The sequence below is a fragment of the Brevibacillus sp. BD137 genome, from assembly GCF_041644655.1.
GTDB lineage: Bacteria > Bacillota > Bacilli > Brevibacillales > Brevibacillaceae > Brevibacillus > Brevibacillus brevis_D.
Genome location: NZ_JAOTNO010000002.1, coordinates 372,489 through 390,552 on the forward strand (window position 1 = coordinate 372,489; position 18,064 = coordinate 390,552).

17 protein-coding genes are annotated in these 18,064 nt (G+C 46.1%); 4 read left to right on the forward strand and 13 right to left on the reverse strand.

The features are described from left to right. Positions 1 to 803 precede the first annotated feature (803 nt). From ODZ53_RS05035 to ODZ53_RS05075, 9 genes are all read right to left on the reverse strand, one after another. Entirely contained in the window at positions 804 to 1,493 is a 690-nt protein-coding gene (locus ODZ53_RS05035) for a DUF4241 domain-containing protein (protein WP_372676177.1), read from the reverse strand. 80 nt (positions 1,494 to 1,573) lie between these two features. Further along, positions 1,574 to 2,281 (reverse strand): purine-nucleoside phosphorylase, encoded by a 708-nt coding sequence (gene deoD / locus ODZ53_RS05040; protein ID WP_372676178.1) that lies wholly within the window; start codon positions 2,279 to 2,281, stop codon positions 1,574 to 1,576. A gap of 183 nt (positions 2,282 to 2,464) precedes the next feature. Next, complete coding sequence (locus tag ODZ53_RS05045; protein WP_372676403.1) at positions 2,465 to 3,214, reverse strand: glycosyltransferase; 750 nt, start codon at positions 3,212 to 3,214, stop codon at positions 2,465 to 2,467. Continuing rightward, positions 3,174 to 4,049, reverse strand: a complete 876-nt coding sequence (locus ODZ53_RS05050) for a glycosyltransferase (protein WP_372676179.1) — start codon at positions 4,047 to 4,049, stop codon at positions 3,174 to 3,176. The genes ODZ53_RS05045 and ODZ53_RS05050 overlap by 41 nt, the downstream gene beginning before the upstream one ends. A gap of 146 nt (positions 4,050 to 4,195) precedes the next feature. Further along, a complete protein-coding gene (locus tag ODZ53_RS05055; RefSeq protein ID WP_372676180.1) occupies positions 4,196 to 5,416 on the reverse strand; it encodes a D-alanyl-D-alanine carboxypeptidase family protein in 1,221 nt (406 codons plus the stop codon). A gap of 71 nt (positions 5,417 to 5,487) precedes the next feature. Beyond that, a complete protein-coding gene (locus ODZ53_RS05060) occupies positions 5,488 to 6,303 on the reverse strand; it encodes a GTP pyrophosphokinase (RefSeq protein WP_173605998.1) in 816 nt (271 codons plus the stop codon). A gap of 15 nt (positions 6,304 to 6,318) precedes the next feature. After that, the gene (locus tag ODZ53_RS05065) at positions 6,319 to 7,194 is read right to left on the reverse strand and encodes a M23 family metallopeptidase (RefSeq protein WP_064199338.1); all 876 of its coding nucleotides are present in this window, start codon (positions 7,192 to 7,194) and stop codon (positions 6,319 to 6,321) included. Positions 7,195 to 7,297: 103 nt separating this feature from the next. Beyond that, positions 7,298 to 7,555 (reverse strand): hypothetical protein, encoded by a 258-nt coding sequence (locus ODZ53_RS05070; protein ID WP_015891327.1) that lies wholly within the window; start codon positions 7,553 to 7,555, stop codon positions 7,298 to 7,300. 186 nt (positions 7,556 to 7,741) lie between these two features. Beyond that, positions 7,742 to 7,948 (reverse strand): alpha/beta-type small acid-soluble spore protein, encoded by a 207-nt coding sequence (locus ODZ53_RS05075; protein WP_015891328.1) that lies wholly within the window; start codon positions 7,946 to 7,948, stop codon positions 7,742 to 7,744. 251 nt (positions 7,949 to 8,199) lie between these two features. Here ODZ53_RS05075 and ODZ53_RS05080 point away from each other — a divergent pair, with 251 nt between their 5' ends. Further along, a complete protein-coding gene (locus ODZ53_RS05080) occupies positions 8,200 to 9,078 on the forward strand; it encodes a 5'-3' exonuclease (RefSeq protein ID WP_142496875.1) in 879 nt (292 codons plus the stop codon). A 60-nt stretch (positions 9,079 to 9,138) separates the two neighbouring features. On the opposite strand, the gene ODZ53_RS05085 is transcribed toward ODZ53_RS05080, so the two are convergent. The 3 genes from ODZ53_RS05085 to ODZ53_RS05095 form a co-directional block, all read right to left on the reverse strand. Continuing rightward, positions 9,139 to 9,438 carry a MarR family winged helix-turn-helix transcriptional regulator gene (locus ODZ53_RS05085; RefSeq protein WP_199929415.1) on the reverse strand — a complete coding sequence of 100 codons (300 nt, stop codon included), beginning with the start codon at positions 9,436 to 9,438 and terminating at the stop codon, positions 9,139 to 9,141. Between the two features lie 150 nt (positions 9,439 to 9,588). Beyond that, positions 9,589 to 11,307: a hypothetical protein gene (locus tag ODZ53_RS05090; protein ID WP_372676181.1), complete on the reverse strand. Its 1,719-nt coding sequence runs from the start codon at positions 11,305 to 11,307 to the stop codon at positions 9,589 to 9,591. A 12-nt stretch (positions 11,308 to 11,319) separates the two neighbouring features. Next, positions 11,320 to 12,621 (reverse strand): AAA family ATPase, encoded by a 1,302-nt coding sequence (locus ODZ53_RS05095; protein ID WP_372676182.1) that lies wholly within the window; start codon positions 12,619 to 12,621, stop codon positions 11,320 to 11,322. Between the two features lie 233 nt (positions 12,622 to 12,854). Between ODZ53_RS05095 and ODZ53_RS05100 the strand changes: the two genes are divergently transcribed. From ODZ53_RS05100 to ODZ53_RS05110, 3 genes are all read left to right on the forward strand, one after another. Next, entirely contained in the window at positions 12,855 to 14,249 is a 1,395-nt protein-coding gene (locus ODZ53_RS05100) for a hypothetical protein (protein ID WP_372676183.1), read from the forward strand. A gap of 155 nt (positions 14,250 to 14,404) precedes the next feature. Then, positions 14,405 to 15,436 (forward strand): YkvI family membrane protein, encoded by a 1,032-nt coding sequence (locus ODZ53_RS05105; RefSeq protein WP_199929411.1) that lies wholly within the window; start codon positions 14,405 to 14,407, stop codon positions 15,434 to 15,436. A gap of 322 nt (positions 15,437 to 15,758) precedes the next feature. Further along, on the forward strand, positions 15,759 to 16,991 hold the full coding sequence (locus ODZ53_RS05110) for a hypothetical protein (protein WP_372676184.1): 1,233 nt from the start codon (positions 15,759 to 15,761) through the stop codon (positions 16,989 to 16,991). 132 nt (positions 16,992 to 17,123) lie between these two features. Here the strand turns inward: ODZ53_RS05110 and ODZ53_RS05115 are convergent, their stop codons facing one another. Continuing rightward, positions 17,124 to 18,059 (reverse strand): DUF4261 domain-containing protein, encoded by a 936-nt coding sequence (locus ODZ53_RS05115; protein ID WP_372676185.1) that lies wholly within the window; start codon positions 18,057 to 18,059, stop codon positions 17,124 to 17,126. Positions 18,060 to 18,064: the final 5 nt, after the last annotated feature.

Consider the following 18,064-nt stretch of genomic DNA (forward strand, 5'->3'; position numbering starts at 1 on the left):
CTTAATCACGCTTTGATATAAACAAGTAACAATAAATGATCAATTGTTTAGCATTTGGTGGTTATGTTGCTATGTTTTTGGTCTGAAATACAATGTTGCCATGTTGTTAATGTCAATTATGTAGCTTTGTTTTTGTTAACAGACACCATCGCTAATGTCTCACCTGCTTTTGCTCTTTTTATCAGTTTACATAATATATATTATCGGACTCAAAATGAAATGCGTAATTTCTGAGAGGGGTACTCACCTGTTTATCAGTTTTGTGTCACAAACTCGTTCGTACAAGGATCTAATGAAAAGATCGTGCAAATATATGCATGTACCGAAACTTGCTTTTTTAAAAATCTAATTAGCAATCAGAAACTCTACCAGTATGTCTATCAGTTTCACCATAAGATATTAACAAGCAGTAACAAAATTACTGCCTGAACCATCTATTATCTAAAAGACCACACAGACATTTATCAACAATCTACATAAAGCACTTAAATTTCACTAAAATAAAAAAATTCACTTTAAATAAAAAATTCTATTTACATTTATTGTAAATTCATTTATATTATAATTAAGATCACTATAACTAAAAATGCCCGGAGGTCCCCAAATGACCAAAGTAATTCCAAAATCTAAAACGATCGCCCCTACACCGAAAAAAAGATCGTACGAAAATACGTTGAATAACCTGGCGCAATACCTCGAACGAAATAAGAAAAAATAACCAATAAAAAGAGTGCCACTGGAGGCACTCTACGTTGGCGTCTATAAGCTTTTCTTCTCTCTTCCTTCCCCGTTTACCCCGACTTCTATTCTTCAGCAGTTCTCATCCAATCCAACAAGTAAAAATCTGTTACCAAACGTGCGATCTGTCCTTCCGTATCATAACCGATATAGCTCGCGTAGCTGCCGTCTCCCCAACCTGTTGAAAACATAGCCACATTAGAGCCTTCCGCCAAATCTATTAGCCCCCAACTCCGCGTGTGTTTATACGTTTGATCCATTTTCTTTGTCAATGTCTCATAAAACATCTCGTCCTTCTCCATTTCTCGTTCCAAAAGCGCGCAAGCCTCTGCATCCATGAACGAGCCTGTCCCCGCATCCACACCGTAGCCAAAAAATTCACCTTCGCCAAGCTGTGACACATCTGACTCCGGCCAAACAGCCATTTTCCAAGACACGACAGATTTATCTGAGAAGACAATCCGTGCCAATGCTACCCGTTCATCTGGCTCCAGAGCGTCATCCGTTTGCTCATCGTTTGACAGGGATTGAACTTGCGCAATAGCAAGCTGTACGGAAAAGCTCCCTTTTGGGAAAACCTCCTGAAACGGTTCAGTCTCAAACATGACAAACGGATCGTTCGCCACGATTTTTCCGGTTTTTATCTGAAGCTTGCCCATATCTTCACGGAACAACCTGTATGAATAGCCTTCCTGCTCTTGCGTATACCCTTCGTCAAATGCCGTTTCAAAAAAGGCAGGGCAGTTATGTTTCATGATTCCATCCCCTTTTTCCATTCTCTACATAAAATCCCACTGACGATAGTTTGCCAGTGGGATGTCGTCTGCATGCTAATTTACTTGATCAGAGCTGCGTCCAGCGCCACTTCAATCATTTCATTGAAAGTCGATTGGCGTTCGTCAGCGGAAGTTTCTTCACCGGTAAGAATGTGATCACTCACGGTAAGGATAGACAATGCGTTGCGTTTGTATTTTGCAGCCAATGTGTACAGCGCAGAAGATTCCATTTCAATAGCAAGCACTTGGTAGGATGCCAATTTTTTGTACAAATCCAAGCTCTCGCGATAGAAGCTGTCGCTCGTAAAGATATTCCCTACCTTGACAGGCAGATTGCGCTCAGTCGCTACTTGATATGCTTTGTGCAACAATTCAAAGTTAGCAGTAGGAGCAAAATCAATCTGGTTGAACAAGAGACGATTCGTTTGGGATTCGGAGGATGCGCTCATGGCGATAATCACGTCACGAACTTTGATGTCTTCCTGAATCGCGCCGCATGTGCCTACGCGGATCAGGTTTTGAACGCCATACGATTGCATGAGCTCATTGACGTAGATCGAGATAGAAGGAACTCCCATGCCCGTTCCTTGTACAGAAACGCGCTTACCTTTGTATGTACCTGTGAAGCCGAGCATGCCACGCACGTTGTTGTAGCACTCTGCTCCTTCGAGGAAAGTTTCAGCAATGTATTTGGCCCGTAGCGGATCTCCCGGTAGCAGGATGGTTTCAGCAATTTGACCTTGCTGTGCTCCAATATGGATACTCATAATCTGTTTGCTCCTTTATCAAGAAAAAATGACCTACTTGCCTATCGTACTACAAAAACCGAACAATGCAAAGTCAAGAGATCAAATGATTCCAGCGGCTTTTGATGGCGCGTTTGCGCGCGACTTTTGAAAATAACGAATAAGCGATACCCACAGTTGGCATCGCCTCGACAACGGTTACATTCATTTGAGGGGCATTACGTAATCCATTGCTTCTAGATGATCTCCCAAGATCGTCTGGTTAACGCTAGATTTATTCTTGCTTGGTGTCGCTCTTTTTCTCGTAAGCTTTGCTGATGCATTGTAAGGAGATGACTTGACACGCAATTGTTTGTGTAGTGCAATAGCGTGCGCAACGGCAGGTACAGCCAAATGTTGAACGCCGATGGTAGCGGCAGCTTGGCGTGTCATAGCAAAAGGTAAATCGTACATCGAGGACGTTCTTAGTTCATGACGTGAAACCAAGGAATTGAGAAATGTCTTCGCTAGCAAAATGGTATCCGCTTCCATAATTGATTGTCGAAGGGGTGTCATGCACCTTCTCAACGTGATGTCTGCTCCTCGGTAACACGTTCTGACAAAGGACTGCATATCATTTGCAGCTACAACTTGATCTGCATCGAGAAACAACCACACATCTCCTGTGGCCTCCCTGGCACCAATAGCTCTCCATACATCATCCCCCAAAGAAAACGGGTACACAAGAGCGGTGAGTGGACAGGAGGAATAAGCGAGCTTTTTCACCGATTGATCCGGGCAGCCTTCCACAACGAGTACGATTTCCATGGGCCGAAGCTTCTCAATTTGTTTGAGTACTTTTAGGATTGTCCGCTCGTGGTGAACAGAGAGGATGACACTTAATCGATATCCATTCTGGCCTTTTTCTTTGCTATTAATGTGCTCTTCTCTGCGTTTTTTTGTGGGATCGCGCATATTTCGCTTTGCGTTTGCCACCCCGTCCACCGCCCTCCTTAACGCGCGATTCTAGATGAATGACCGAGCGCAGATGCAAAACGTCCGATGCATGCACCAAGTCGCGGTGTCGTTGACCATCCTGCTCTGCGCGGCGCTGCTTCGTTCCACCCGTTAGTAGCTGGATTGCCTTCGCATGCTCCCGATAAATCGCGCGGATGTCTTTTTGCACGTTATCACGAGTGCCAATTGGTTGCTTTTTCGCAGCAAGCGGGGCGATTGTCGTCATTTTGAGCCCCAAGACAGACGCATGAACCATAGCAACCGCCGGATTGCATAAAGTCTTGAAACCAATGGCCTCGAGAGCATTTCTGCTCAAAGCAAAGGGAATATTTTCAAAGGAAGCGGACCCCATGCTTTTTTGACCAAGAAGATGGTTCAACAGGCAATAGGCACTGTGTGCTGAACGTTCTCCTCTTTTGGATCCCCAGTGGTCGGAGCATGTCGTGATAATGACATCCCATCCCTTTTTGACCAGCGTGACATATTTCTTCACGTATAAGAGAGGCATGGCGAGGCGCTCGTCGATAAAAAGGACAACGTCTCCCCTCGCGTGAGCAGAGCCGACCGCTCTTGCCTCATGACTGTCAACTTCCAGACCGGTTGAAAGGACTAGTACTCCCCATTCATTGGACAGATTAGCTTCTTGGGAGCTCACTCCGTTGCACACGACGATTACTTCCGTGTGTGGATCTATTCTTTTAACAACAGAGAGTAGTTTCTTCATATTCCTGGTGTTGTCACTCATTGGGATGATGACGGACACGGCAGGGCGATCATAGATTCGGTTGTCCATCTCACTCCCCCTCACCAGAGAAAAGTTCTTTCTCTAATGTACGCTCATTTTCCACAATTGGACACGGCATCTATCCCCCACAGTTGACCTAACTAAAAAACAGGACGCGCATAGTGCTACGTCCTGTTTGGATTCTCATTTTTATATTAGTAGAACCGCCGTTGCAGACTGCGCTCGCGAATTCGTTTATTCCTCTGAGCACGTGAAAACGTATACGCGATTAAGAAAAGGTTCATTCCTAACCAGACGATTAATACGCTATAGCGCGCCAGTGGATGTGGGTTGCCACTTTCTGAATCCCCGAACATAGTAGCAGGAGCTGGAGCGGGCGGATCGTGACGAAGCAACGGATAAGAGATGGCTAGCTTGCCAGCCTGGACAGACAGGCTCCCATTTGCTTTTAACTCTACCAAAGGCTCCACCCCTTTGGGAACCGTCGCATACAAATCTTCCTTGGCTGTAAAAGTCACAACCGAGGTATTGCCAGGAACAGCTACTTCTGAAAAAGAATCTCCTTTTTTGGCAACAGATTTGGTCTCAAAACCTTGAAAGCCAAAGTCCAGTAGCTTTTTTATATCTTTGTATGCATTTGCACTAGTAGAGGCCTTCATTGTGACAGCGATGAGTTCTGTTTCTCCACGCTTGGCAGAGCCAACCAGCGTATGCATCGCCTGATCTGTAAACCCGTTTTTGATGCCAGTCGCCCCTTCGTATTCGCGCAGGAGCTTGTTATGATTCACTAGTACTGTTTCCCACGTTTGTCCATGCCACGGCAGCCGCTTGGTACCGACAATTTCCCTAAAAACGGGGTTTTTCATCGCGTACCGCGATATTTTGGCCATGTCAGCGGCAGTCGTGTAATGATTCGGGTCATGTAGTCCGTGTGGATTGGCAAAATTCGTTTCGGTGACCCCTACTTTTTCTTTCAAATAGGCGTTCAAATCCACTGCAAAACGCTCTGTCGTCTGGCTCATATGCTCCGCAATCGCTGTACCAGCGTCGTTGCCCGAATTCATGAGCAGTCCGTACAACAAATTGCGGAGGGAAATCTTTTCTCCCTCTTCTAAATAAACACGTGTTCCTTCTTCACGGCGTGCTTTTTTTGAGACGGTGACAGTGTCATCCAGATCCCCTTTTTCTATCGCGTAAATACCTGTTGCGATTTTCGTAATACTAGCAGGGTACAGCTTCTCATGAGGGTTCTTTTCAAACAAGACTTGTCCCGTTGTAGCATCAATCAGAATGGCTGATTGTCCAATGAGAGTGTTAGGCTCCAGGCTTGATGACTCCTCGGCAAAAGCGGAAGGCATGCCTAGGTTGAACAAAACCATCACCACAACGAGTAGGTTCGTTAGTAAAAAGCGCATGTTAGTCTATATCCTTTCCTACTTTGTCGCGTTTTTTCAGGTTACATTTGGTCTGTAGACAACTAGAGACGTTATTTCAACCGTATTCCCAACAAATCGTGAATCATTTTAAACTTAGGATTGTCCGCAAAAGCCTCTTCGAAACCACTGACATGTTCCCTGTACAAGGCTGCGGCGGAATCCAAATCCTGCTTGACGTACAAAGAAAATATTTCTTCCAGTTTTTCTTCCAGTGTTGTATCAACTTCTGCCGGTGTGAGAATTTCTTGGCGCAAATTGTTCATCAACACATCGAGCTGATGCGTGATTACAGACGCTTCATGAAGCTGCTGCAACACGTCTGCCGGAATGTTGCCCGCATATTTGTAGCGCAGTTCATGTTCATTTGTCGCCCAAAAGTTCATTCCCAATGTACGGATTTGGATCTCACAAAAGAGTGTTCTCTTTTCGCTGCCGTGGTAGACCGTATACGAAACGATCATGTGAATACTTCTGTAGCCGGATTCCTTCGGAGCTGCTATATAGTCTTTGACATCGTGAATGACAATATCCTCCCGCTCCTGCAACAACTGCAGCACCTCGCGCACGTCGTCTACATAGCGGCATACGACTCGAAGGCCCGCTATATCCTGGACTTCCCTAGCGACGTCACTTTGCCAATGATCTCCCAAAAAGTCGATTCCTTTTTCATTTGCCTTCTTTACTAAACTGTCGACTTTTTTCACTCGTCCGACAACGAATTCAATAGGAGAATAACGGCCGCTTTTTTGAAAGCCGTATTTAATTCCTTTTAGTTTTAACTTTAGCTCTTCAACTGCCTGTTCATACGGCGCCAAGAAATGAACCATGTTGTTGAGTACTTTGCTTGGCACATTTGTGACTCTCATGAAGACACCTCCAAATTACTTCCAGAGGAAAGGTGATGCATCAAAAAACGGCTGTGGATTTACATACGTATTACCTACTAACATGCCGTAATGAAGGTGAGGACCTGTAGAAAAACCGGTGCTACCCATTTGTCCAATCACCTGTCCCTGTTTCACTTCTTGCCCTGTCTTTACATCTAGCTTGGACAAGTGAGCATAGATGGAAAAAATATTTAATCCGTGATCGATGATGATGGTATTGCCTGTTAAGTATAAAGAGTCGGCCAGAACCACTTTCCCGTGGTTGCTCGCCCCAATTGGCGTACCTGTTTTGTTCGCGATGTCAATCGCCGCATGTCTGTTGGCTGGTACACCATTTACTACGCGCTGGTAGCCAAATGGAGTCGTTAATTTTCCGACTGCTGGCTGTTGAAACGGCTCCGAGAAATACGGAATCGCTCGCGAGTTTGATCTAGCTGCATTGATCTTTTTTTGATCAGCATTGATTCGTTTTGTATCCTGTCGCATGTTGTTGAGCTGTTTACTTACCGTAAGCTTGTCTACTTCAAATTTTTTCGGTGCGATTGTCACCGTTACGGAAAGTTTTTTGTCTGCAGATGTAACTTTATAGGTCCCTGCTTTCGTGTTAAAAGGAATCGGGATAAACCGGGCATACTCATCCTGTGTCTTTTGCAATTGATAGTTCTGAGAGAATACCGTTACGGTTTGTGGCTCTTTACTGCGTACAAAAATAACGTCCCCAGGATATGTTTTGGCTGGCGTTACGCTAATCGCTGGTTGTTGTTTCGTCGTTTGGGCGTAAACTCCTTCTACTGTCTGGCTGAATATGCTTGTCCCAGGGACGAGCGTCAATGCTGTGGCCAACATGAGACTAACCATTGATTTGAACATAGACACGCTCCCTCCCATTTTCTAGTATAACAAAACACACCCTGAAAGGAAAAAGAAAAAGAAGGCTAATGAGCTAGCCTTCTCCAATCATTCCAAATGTAATTTACTGTTTCTTCGAATAATCCGACATCATTTCCATGATGGATTGCACGCCTGTCAGCATTTCGCTTGCACGTTTGGTTTTTTGTGAGATGCCTTCAAAATCAAGTAACCCTTTTTTGCGTTCGTTCCATCTTTTAAACAATTCTTCCGCCATGCCGGGGTTGCTTTTAACCGCTCTAATCCGCATGGAATCTTCGAGGACCCATGCTTCAAATTCGGGATGCTTTTTTAAAAGCTGCTTGACTTCTTTTTTCTTCATAGCCGGACGTCGCTCCTTTCCACTGGACAAACGAGGATAGTTAACTGTTCGTTACACCATATGACTAGTCCGCGATTGTGCTTGTGTGTTTGCACCACACAGGAAAGAAAAGGGCTATTCATGGCAAACATAGAAAGGCCCCTAAAAAGGGACCTCTCTTCATCCAGCTATTTACTTGTCTGAACGTTAGACTTGACGACCTGCCAATTGTTGCTCTGCGAAGCTCACCAGACGCTTAGTAATTTCTCCACCAACAGAACCGTTTTGGCGAGAAGTAGTGTCTGGTCCGAGATTTACACCGAATTCAGATGCAATCTCATACTTCAGTTGATCCAAAGCTTGGTTCGCTTGAGGAACTACCAGGTTGTTGCTGCCAGAGTTGTTGTTAGCCATGATTGATTCCTCCCGACGCGGTTTTTTCTCCCGGGACGGATTTGAACCGTCAGCTTATTGCTTCTCTCCTTGAGACCGGAAGTTGATTTTCAAGAGGTGGTTGTTGACCTCTTGTGGTACTATCATCCCACCGCAAGAAAAGTACATACACGTTTTCTCCCGATATTTCTGTTGTAAAATCTGACAAGGTTGTCTCGCTCCTTTATGCTATAATGGTGCGTATAGTTTGGTAGTGAGAGGGGCAAGGTTTTGTGAGTGATTCTGGAAAAGTACTGCTCATCGATGGCATGAGCTTTTTATTTCGCGCCTTTTATGGTTCTGCTTGGGGTGGAGCCTATCGCCAGACTTCAACAGGTGTGTACACAAATGCGGTTTACGGATTTACAAAAATGATGCTCGATTACGCAGAGTTGACACGTCCTTCTCATCTCGTAGTGGGCTGGGATGTCGCTTCGCGCGAGTCTTTGGTGCGCAGTCAATGGTATGACGGCTATAAATCAAATCGCCAAGCGGCACCGGATGAGCTCATTCCACAATTCGATTTGGTAAAAGAAGTAACGGATGCATTCTCGGTTCCGAACTTGGGTTGCCCTGGCTTTGAAGGCGATGATGTATTGGGCACGCTCTCTACACGTCTTTCCGAAGAAGGACACGAGGTCATCATTGCGACAGGTGATTACGATAGCTTGCAGCTCATATCTGAGCGAGTGAGTGTAAAAATCCTGAAAAATGGCGGTAAACACGAGCATTATAATCCTGCGAGTCTCTTGGCATTGCGTGGAATTACACCTGAACAGGTCGTGGATGTCAAAGCTTTAATGGGAGATGCCTCTGACTGTATTCCAGGCTGCCCAGGAATTGGTGAGAAAACAGCGACAAAATTGATTACCGAGCATGGTGATCTGGACAACCTATATGTAAATCTGGCAAGCTGTACGCCTAAAATGCGCAGCAAGCTGGAAGAAAATCGTGATCAGGTATACTTGAGCAGGAAGCTGGCTACGATTATTCGGGATGTTCCGGTGGAGTATGCGCTGGAGGATGCCCTATGGGAATACGATCGTCAAGTCGTTCAGAACAAATTCGACGAGCTTGAATTCGGACGTACGATGGCCGCGAGAGTTGGCTAATTGGGGTCATGAGCATCGGCTGAGAAGAAGCGGACTACCCCTTTTTTTCAGCCGATTTCTTTATGCACTGCATAATCGCTCCGTCAGTGAAACCCATACAATCCGGCGATCCATTTGGTCTCGGTACCTTCGTACCAAATTTTCCTCCTCCAGCCTACTAATTAAGCCTGAAGTTGTACTGTTTGACAAATCAACAGCCTTACTAAGGTCCCCCATTGTTCTTGGCCCGTTTTCAAGAATTTCGAGAATCAATACTTGTTGCCAATTGATTTCATTTGTTTTTAGCTCTTTTCGTGCAATATTTGAAAATAATACATTGGCTCCCCGTATAAGCTTGGCCAGCTTAATCAGTTTCTCCATAGTATCCTCCTTCTGCTATTTTATTGGCTACGCTCAGCATAGGCGAAACAATTAAAGAAAAAAGTGGGTAAGAGTTAAAATTTTTCTTAAGCGAAATAAAAAAATCCCGTCCCACGAAAGGAGACGAGATTTGGAAGTACGTTGAACAACTTATTTGGCTGTTTGAAAAACATCTAGGAGCAGCCCTGTATTCTCCTCCCCATCCGCTTCCCAGCTCGTCGCAAATTTGACGCGATGAGAAACGCCCAACAAATCATACGCTTGTACGAGATGCTGCCTCGCAGAACCCACAATCAAGCTGTGCAAGCGAACTTGTTTATGCTGGCCCAAAGAGATGAGTTTTTCTTGGACATAAGGAGAAATTCCCCCAATTCCATCCGTTACCATGACAAAATCTGCTCCACGCCACGCCTGTTCCTTCTCAACCAGCTCGATGGCTCGCTTCATCGGAGCGTCAAAGTGAGTCCCACCGCCAAACGCCATTTGCGCCAGGCCGTAAAAGGCAGGCCAATCTGGTTTCTTGTGATAGAGCGGTTGCTCCTTAATCTCTCCTTTTGCCCCGAACAAGAGGAGGATAAAATCGCGCTTTTCCAGCATCGAGAGGGCAGCAAACGTCATGATGAAAATTTGCGCAAGCCGCAGCTTACTTCCGCGCATCGAATGGGATGTGTCCAGCATGCAGATCACCGGACCCTTTGGCGGCTCTTCTACCCATCCCGAGGTATCGTAGGTCATGAGCTTTTGCTCCAGCCATTTGAGCATGAAGTAATTCTCAAAGTCCGGATCAGCGAGAAGCACAGCTTCACCAGGCAGCATGTGTGCAATATCGCCCGATTGTCGCAAATCATAGTATTCCTCTGGAAAATGTCTGGAACGAATTTCTTTGCGCTTTACACGAAAACGATGGACTTTCCTGCCTACCTCGTTTAGAAAAGCGACCAGATCCGGATGGCGCTTCAATTTCTCAATCCATTTCAAATACTGCTCAAAGCTTTGCCTACGTAGCTTTCCTAACTCATGCCCCCAGCTTCGGTTGGCAAAACGCTGACTGGCCGTAAATACCTCTTCGACAAAAAGTGTATCGAGTTCTTCAGTGGATAGCGTCGCCTTTAACGATTGCTCCAGCCAGTGTCCCAGCTCTTTTTCAAAAGCTGCGATCGCTTCCTTCTCTTGCTTTTGCAATCGATCTAGCTGCTTTTCGCGTTGGACAAGCTCCCCCTCCAATTTTTTCACCTTTTGCAGAAGCTTAGTCCGTTTCGTGAACTGTACTTTCATTTCTTCTTGCAGCTCGGTAATCCGATTTTGCAAGGACAGTACCTCTGCCCGCACTAACGGTTTGGTGTCCATGGCTTCCTGCTTATCCTCCACGACGCGCTTCCCCTGTTGAAGGGTATAACCGACTAACTCGAGCTTGGCCTTTTGTTTTTCTGTCAGTAGCTCGGAAAGCTGTGCTTGTTGACTTCCCTCCTGGCCTTGCTGGTCTTTCAAGCCAGTTAAGAGCGGAGAGGGCCGTTGATCCTTCTCCCGCTGCTTCACTTCCTCGGAAAACGTCTCTGTCAGCCACAGCAAGGCCTTGATTGCGGTTTTGAACGACGCACTTTCCTGCCCGACTGTCCGCGGATGAATCATGCGTGTAAAATACTGCTTCATGAGCGTACGGATCATCCAATGATGAAAAGGAGTGGATTCTTGCGTCAGATCGATCTCCGGCTTTTCCAAATAAAAGACGAGGAAAAAGTCAGCCAAGAGATCCAAATCAAACCATGCTGCTCGTGCCTGCGCTTCATGAACCCATTCCTGAGCCGTGCGCGAAGAGGCGAGGTATGTTTCAAATACATAACGATCAACACCACTAGCGCGAATGATCATACGAGCTACCCCCTACAACGTAAAATCATAATCCGCCCCGGGGATTTCCTTGTCAAAAATCGTCCGATACGTGCGCTGGAGTTGTTGTAAAATCCGTTCGCCTTCAATTCGCAGGTACGAATATTTGACTGCGTATTTTTCTGCATGGGGAATCAAGCGGTTTTTTTCCAGGACATAGGCATGCAGATCGTGCTCCCGCTTCTCCCACTGAATAAGACGATTACGCAAGTCTCGTGCCGTCTCTTCTACTTCTTCGCGACTCTCCTCCAACAACCGGACATTGCGCTCCATCGCTTCCTTGCCCAGCTTTGCGCCCACTTCTTTTTTAAACTGGAAAGCATGCAGCTCTGATTCTTTTTCCTTCCATTTATCTGCAATTTGTCCGAAGCGTTGGAGTGGTAATTCATTTTCCATATCATTCTTCAGCATTTCCGTAAATTGTTGTTCAAACGCTTCCTGCATAACAGGTAAATCCTCAGGGACATTCCACAGCATATGCGGAGTGAAAACCGTGTCCCAGATCGTCACTTGCTCACGTCCATGCAAGGCAGCGGAAGTGCGCCATACATTTGCGATTTTGCTCCAACGACGGTCGGAGAGCACATACTCTTTTGCTTCCAAGTCTTGTTTGAGGCGGTACAGAAAATAAATGATGGTGTCTGGAATGACCACTTGCTTCGTTGCTACTTGAATATCCTTCACGTCATACAGTGAGAACACAACGGGAAGAGGCGTCGTTGGCAAAGAAAACATGCGCTCATAGCTGGACGCCTGCTTCAAATAGTGAACCTCATAACGGAGCAGGAAGCGGTCATAAAGAGCAGTCAATTGATCATCGTCATCCGGAAGCTCATTCGATGCAGCGATTAAAAACTGCAACGGAACCTCCTCTTTTTCTCTGCCATTGAAATAAAATCGTTCGTTCAATATAGAAAGCAGCGCATTCAGAATCGCGCTGTTCGCTTTGAAAATTTCGTCTAAAAACGCAAACTGAGCGTTGGGTAAATAGCCAGCTGTTTTTCGTACGTATTGATCCAGTTTCAATTGCTGAAGGGAGACTGGACCGAATATCTCATCAGGAGTCGTAAAACGGGTAAGCAAATACTCGAACCAATGTTCCGATCCAAAAAGCTGAGAGACTGATCGTGCCAACTGAGACTTCGCTGTTCCCGGCGGACCGATTAACAAAGCATTTTCCCCGCTCATGATGCCCATCATTAAAAGGCGAATCAGTTCACTTCTTTCCAGGAAACGGCGCTCCAAAAGCTCAATTGCCTGGTCCATTTTACGTTGGATGGGTGTAGTCGAATTCATCGTAGTTGGCTGCACGACGGACTGATTACGAACGTCGATGTGCCGATCCCCCTCTCTTGCTTGGAACCCAAATGTACGTCATTCATTAATAGTGGCATATCGTGGACAAAAATGCCAGTTTCCAGTTGGTTCACTCGTCTGCTCTGTGATGTGCGTTCACCCATGGCCTATTTTTCGCATATGTTGTGACAACAAGGTACTTCCATCGGAGTAACGAAGAAGGAGGGTGCGACATGGGAATCGAGCTTTTGTGGATACATGGTGTGTATGTCTTGTTCGTGATCGGCATTATTCTCGTAATGGTTTTGCGAAAAGATACGAGTCTGATTAGTATCGTAGGTATAGCGATCATCGGCTTCGTCGCGACAGGCTCTGTGACAACAGCCGTCGGTGGAATATTCGGCAGCTTCATCTATGCGATTACTGAGCTATTACCGACGATTTTAGTCATCTGTATCATCGTTGCGATGAGTCACGTTTTGACCGATACAGGCGTAAATGAAACGATGATTCGGCCGATGACCCATTTGGTTCGAAATCCAACATTGGCTTATTGGGTCATCGGGATCGTCATGATGGTCATTTCCTGGTTTTTCTGGCCTTCTCCAGCTGTCGCACTGATCGGTGCTGTCATGCTGCCCGTCGCATTGCGCGCTGGCCTGCCGGCGATGGGTGTCGCCGTTTCGATGAACTTGTTTGGACATGGAATTGCACTGTCCGGTGATTATATTATTCAAGGCGCCCCCACTTTAACCGCCAAAGCCGCAGGAATTCCTGTTACGGACGTGATTTCGGCCAGTGTCCCTCTTGTGATTATTATGGGCGTCGTGACTACTGCAATCGCATTCTGGTATTTGAAAAAAGACATGAAGCTCGGCGTGCTTGCGTCTCCCAAAGAGACTGTCGTGCCCGATGCTGTTTTTACTTCCGCACGAGTCCCTTTGTCAGATGGCGTGCGGCTTACGTTGGCTGGACTCGTACCGGTATTATTTGTTCTCGATGTCGTGGCCATGTTTGCTTTTGATTTACACGGTGGTGATGCAACGGCGCTTGTGGGTGGAACTGCCTTGCTCATCCTCGTCCTCGCAACGATGCTCGCGCACAAGAAAAGTGGTCTCGAGCAGGTAACCACACATCTCATTCAAGGCTTTCAGTTCGGTTTTAAAGTATTTGGTCCGGTCATCCCGATTGCTGCTTTCTTTTATATGGGGGACAGTGGGTTTATCAAGGTGTTTGGGGAGGTCCTGCCGCAGGGTTCACACGGAATCGTGAATGACCTCGGCGTGGCGCTTGCACAGACGATTCCCATTAGCAAGGAAGTAGCTGCTCTCACTGTATCCGCAGTAGGTGTCATTACAGGGCTGGATGGCTCAGGCTTCTCCGGAATTACACTGGCTGGCTCTTTGGCTCAACTATTCGCAACTGCTCTCGGTGCCGGTGCCGCAATGTTAACTGCACTCGGTCAAATTGCCGCTATCTGGGTCGGTGGTGGAACGATCATTCCTTGGGCATTGATTCCTGCTGCAGCCATTTGTGGAGTAGACCCTTTTGAGCTGGCGAGACGAAATTTGTATCCCGTGGCGATTGGGCTTTTGGTCACGACAATCGCGGCGATGTTTCTTTTGTAAAATGTCGGTATCTATACGAAAAAGCGAATGGTCACAAGCCATTCGCTTTTTTCATGGGGTGTTTGATCAGATAGACGCGTTTTCTCATTCTGTTTTTCACCGAGACTCATACACTTGTACTAGCCTCTATTTGGATGGGAAAGGAAAAAACCAGTATGAAGTTGTGGGGAAAAAGTATCCAGGTCGCAGCAACGTACATTGGAACCGTCGTAGGCGCCGGGTTTGCGAGCGGTCAAGAAATCCTCGCGTTTTTCACCGCCTACGGCCATGCCGGAACAATCGGCATCCTGCTCGCCACCTCTCTTTTTGTTTGGCTGGGCTACAAGATGATGCTAATCGCTCATCATTTGCGCACACCCTCCTATGAATCCTTTAATCAAAAACTGTTTGGACCGATGATCGGTCGTACGATGAATATTTTGGTCTTTCTCACCCTTTTTGGGGTCACGACTGTCATGTTGGCAGGAGCGGGGTCGGTCTTGGAGGAGCAGTTCGACATTCCGTATTTGGTCGGGACCACCGCCACCGTTCTATTCGCCCTGTTGCTTCTGCGAAAAGGGTTGGAGCAGTTACTCGTCGTAAATGCGATCGTCGTTCCGTCCATGGTATTGTTCGCTTTGCTCATTTTGCTGGATGGCACCGCAGAATCTCCCATGCCGCTCTCGACCCCAACTAATTACTCCTTCTTATGGAAAACAGTCTTATACGTGTCCTTTAATCTAGCCATGGCCCAATCCGTTCTCATCCCGATCGGCTATGCGATCCGCGACAAGGTAGTTTTGTTACGGGCAGCCGTCATTGGCGGAGTCGTGCTTGGATTTATGCTCCTCGTCGTCCATACTGCCATGTTGGCCAACTGGGACGATGTCCGTCTCATGAATATCCCGATTCTTTTTGTAACGGAGCAATGGAACGAGTGGCTCCAGTTGTTCTTTGTTTTCGTTCTCTATTCCGAGATTTTTACCACGCTGATTTCCAACGTGTTCGGGATTGGTCAGCAGCTGCGTGAATTATTGGACGTTCCGGAAACGCGGCTTTACTTGTATTTGTTTTCTACTGCTTTCGTATTGTGCCTGATTGGATATAGTCAGTTGCTCATGTTTTTGTATCCGTTGTTTGGGTATTTGGGGTTGTCTACGCTCTGTCGGATTTCGCTTCCAGGGAATGTAATCAGAAAGCGGTTTTGATTGGATGATCATTAGACATTTTCAAACCCTCTTCAATGAAGATAATGTTCGGATTTAAGGTGATCGAAGGGCCCGCACAAAAGTATTACCCCCGTAATTTTTTTAACAAGCAGCAAAGAGACCACTTTAAACCCGAACAAACACGTGGTGATTCGTTATAAAATACGGAATTAGCATTCTCGCTGATTTGTTTTTCGTAATACATACTACTGATGGATTGTAACTCTTTCTTTTTTTTACAAACACATGGTAACATTTGTAACCACTGAACCGTCATAGATTAAGGCCCAACTCATCAACCTACTAGAAAGGAATTCCTATCGTGAAATTTTCTACCCTATTAAAAACCATGCTCGTTCTGTTACTCACCTTCTTCTCTACTTCGCCAATCAAGGCCGAAGAGCAGCAAGACCCATCAAGCGAACCGCAATTACCAGTGGTGTATCAAAACCTGCAAATACCGTCTCATTTGACAGAGCCATTCTTTCTTTTCACAAAGCAACCTCTTTATAAGCACGATTCACCTCCAAAGCCTTACACCATGTCTTTGGTTTCACCGTCTGGAAAAATAATAAAAAGCAATTACCTCGTTTATAAAAGTGAAGTGTACCCGCTCCGAAATGGGTACGGTTATTTTTACAATAGTAGCTTTTTTAAGCATGTGGAATATTTGGTCTACGATAAGCAGGGCAACGTTTCACTGATGGGTACCTGTTGCGATGTTCCTTTCGAGCAGATACATGGAGAATGGTTTATTGGCACGGACTATCCGGGAAACCTGCCGTATCTGTACAATGCCAAAACAGGGAAATTTACCAAGAAGTTTTCTGACTCGGATCATCCAGCCTACTTAGCCGAACCGACTACGAAAACGTTTGATCCATATTACTTGCCCTATGGTGAAACGGTAAAAGACGCAAAAGGAGGCGAATACTACAAGATGGGCATGAGAAATATTCATGGAAAAATACTGAGCAAGCCATTTTTTGATGAATATTTCGGATATGGTGAAGGCTGGCATCGTGTGAAAATAAATGGCCAGACGCATTTTATCAGCAATGAAGGCAAAATTATGCTGAAGCCTTCCCGTAACTATAAAGTCGAATCGAATATGCACAGTGGAGCATTTATTGTCTCAGGCAAGCTGGGGAACGAAGAATTTTATGTGCTAATGAATAAAAAGGGACTCATTGTTTCCAAAAAGTATGCGTTTATCCACCCAACGTCCGATGGTCACTTTCTTGCTGTGACGAAAACCAACAAGCAATATACCTTTACCAAAATAAATGCGGCAGATAAAGTCGTCTCACCCCAACAATATGTACTAAATAAGCCAGAACAAATGAAAGAGCTCAAGCAGACGGGACAGTTGTTCCATACCGATACTCAGATCATTGCGAACACAGCTAACAATCAAAGCTTCAACTTTCCACATCAATTGCTGATCACCCCTACGAATGAGACAGTCGCCATCGAGTACACCATCTCAGGGACTAATAAGATCGGCGTGTATACGCATGACGGCAAACTGATCTACGAGGAGATTATCAAATAAGTAGGTACAGTGAGCCTGGCTTCTCTCAAATACTCAAACTAACGTATAAAAGCACGACAACGCCCTGCTAAACCGGGGTATGGTCGTGCTTTTTCCTATCAAGTTCCTCTGGTCTCCCGAGTGATCAAGCAATTATTCCAATCCCGTAGGCTTTTCCCTTCCATCCAACGGATACCAGCGAAGCACATCACGCGGAGGACTTGCCAACCCTTCCTCCAACAAGGCACACTTCCAAATTTCTTCACCCGGCCCATCGGTAGTATCGCCGTCATTGATAACAGGACCATTCTCGTATACATAGTTCGATATATTACGTAGAAAACTCGCGACCTCATTCGGATCGTAGGCATCCCCATTAAATACCGCCTCATGATCGATCACATCCAACTGCTGCATGCCGACAGTATCCATCAGGAGCCATCCCTCTGGAAGATTGAACAACCGGACATTGGACCATAGCTCCAGCGGAAGAAGCTGGATTTGCTCATAGCGTTGATTGAGCTCTTCCATCAGCTCGGCAGACGCGAGGCACTCTCCATTTGGATTGAAAAAGCAAAGGGCTTCTGGCATTTTCAACAGCGACTCTGCAATGGCGGTGACAGTCATCAACTCCGGGAGCGACTCATAATCCTCAGGCAGTACTGGAGCCTGATCGTCCGACTCCCCCAACACGAAAGAAGAGCGGATTCGGATAAACGCTACGTGCTCGGTTGCGGCTTGCCGCCCTTCGGGAAATCCCCACGACTGCTGAGCTGCCCGCTCCAGGTTATTCGAGAATGTAAACGGTCCGAAAAAGCCCATCGACCAAGCGCCAAACAGCATCGTATCTTCTGCCGGATCTCCCATACTATCCGGCCAAGGCTTATCGACGACATCGACCTGGATATATCCGTTTACTTCCGGACGGTACGGAATAAGCAAGCTAGGGCCGCTGAACACCCATTGGTCGAACGTTTCTATGATATTCGCAATTTCGAATTGATCCTTGAGCCTGTCTGCTATTTTGTGAATGGGAACCGCTGTTGACAACAGAACGGCAACCCCTTGAGAATACATACCTTTTGGCATATCGT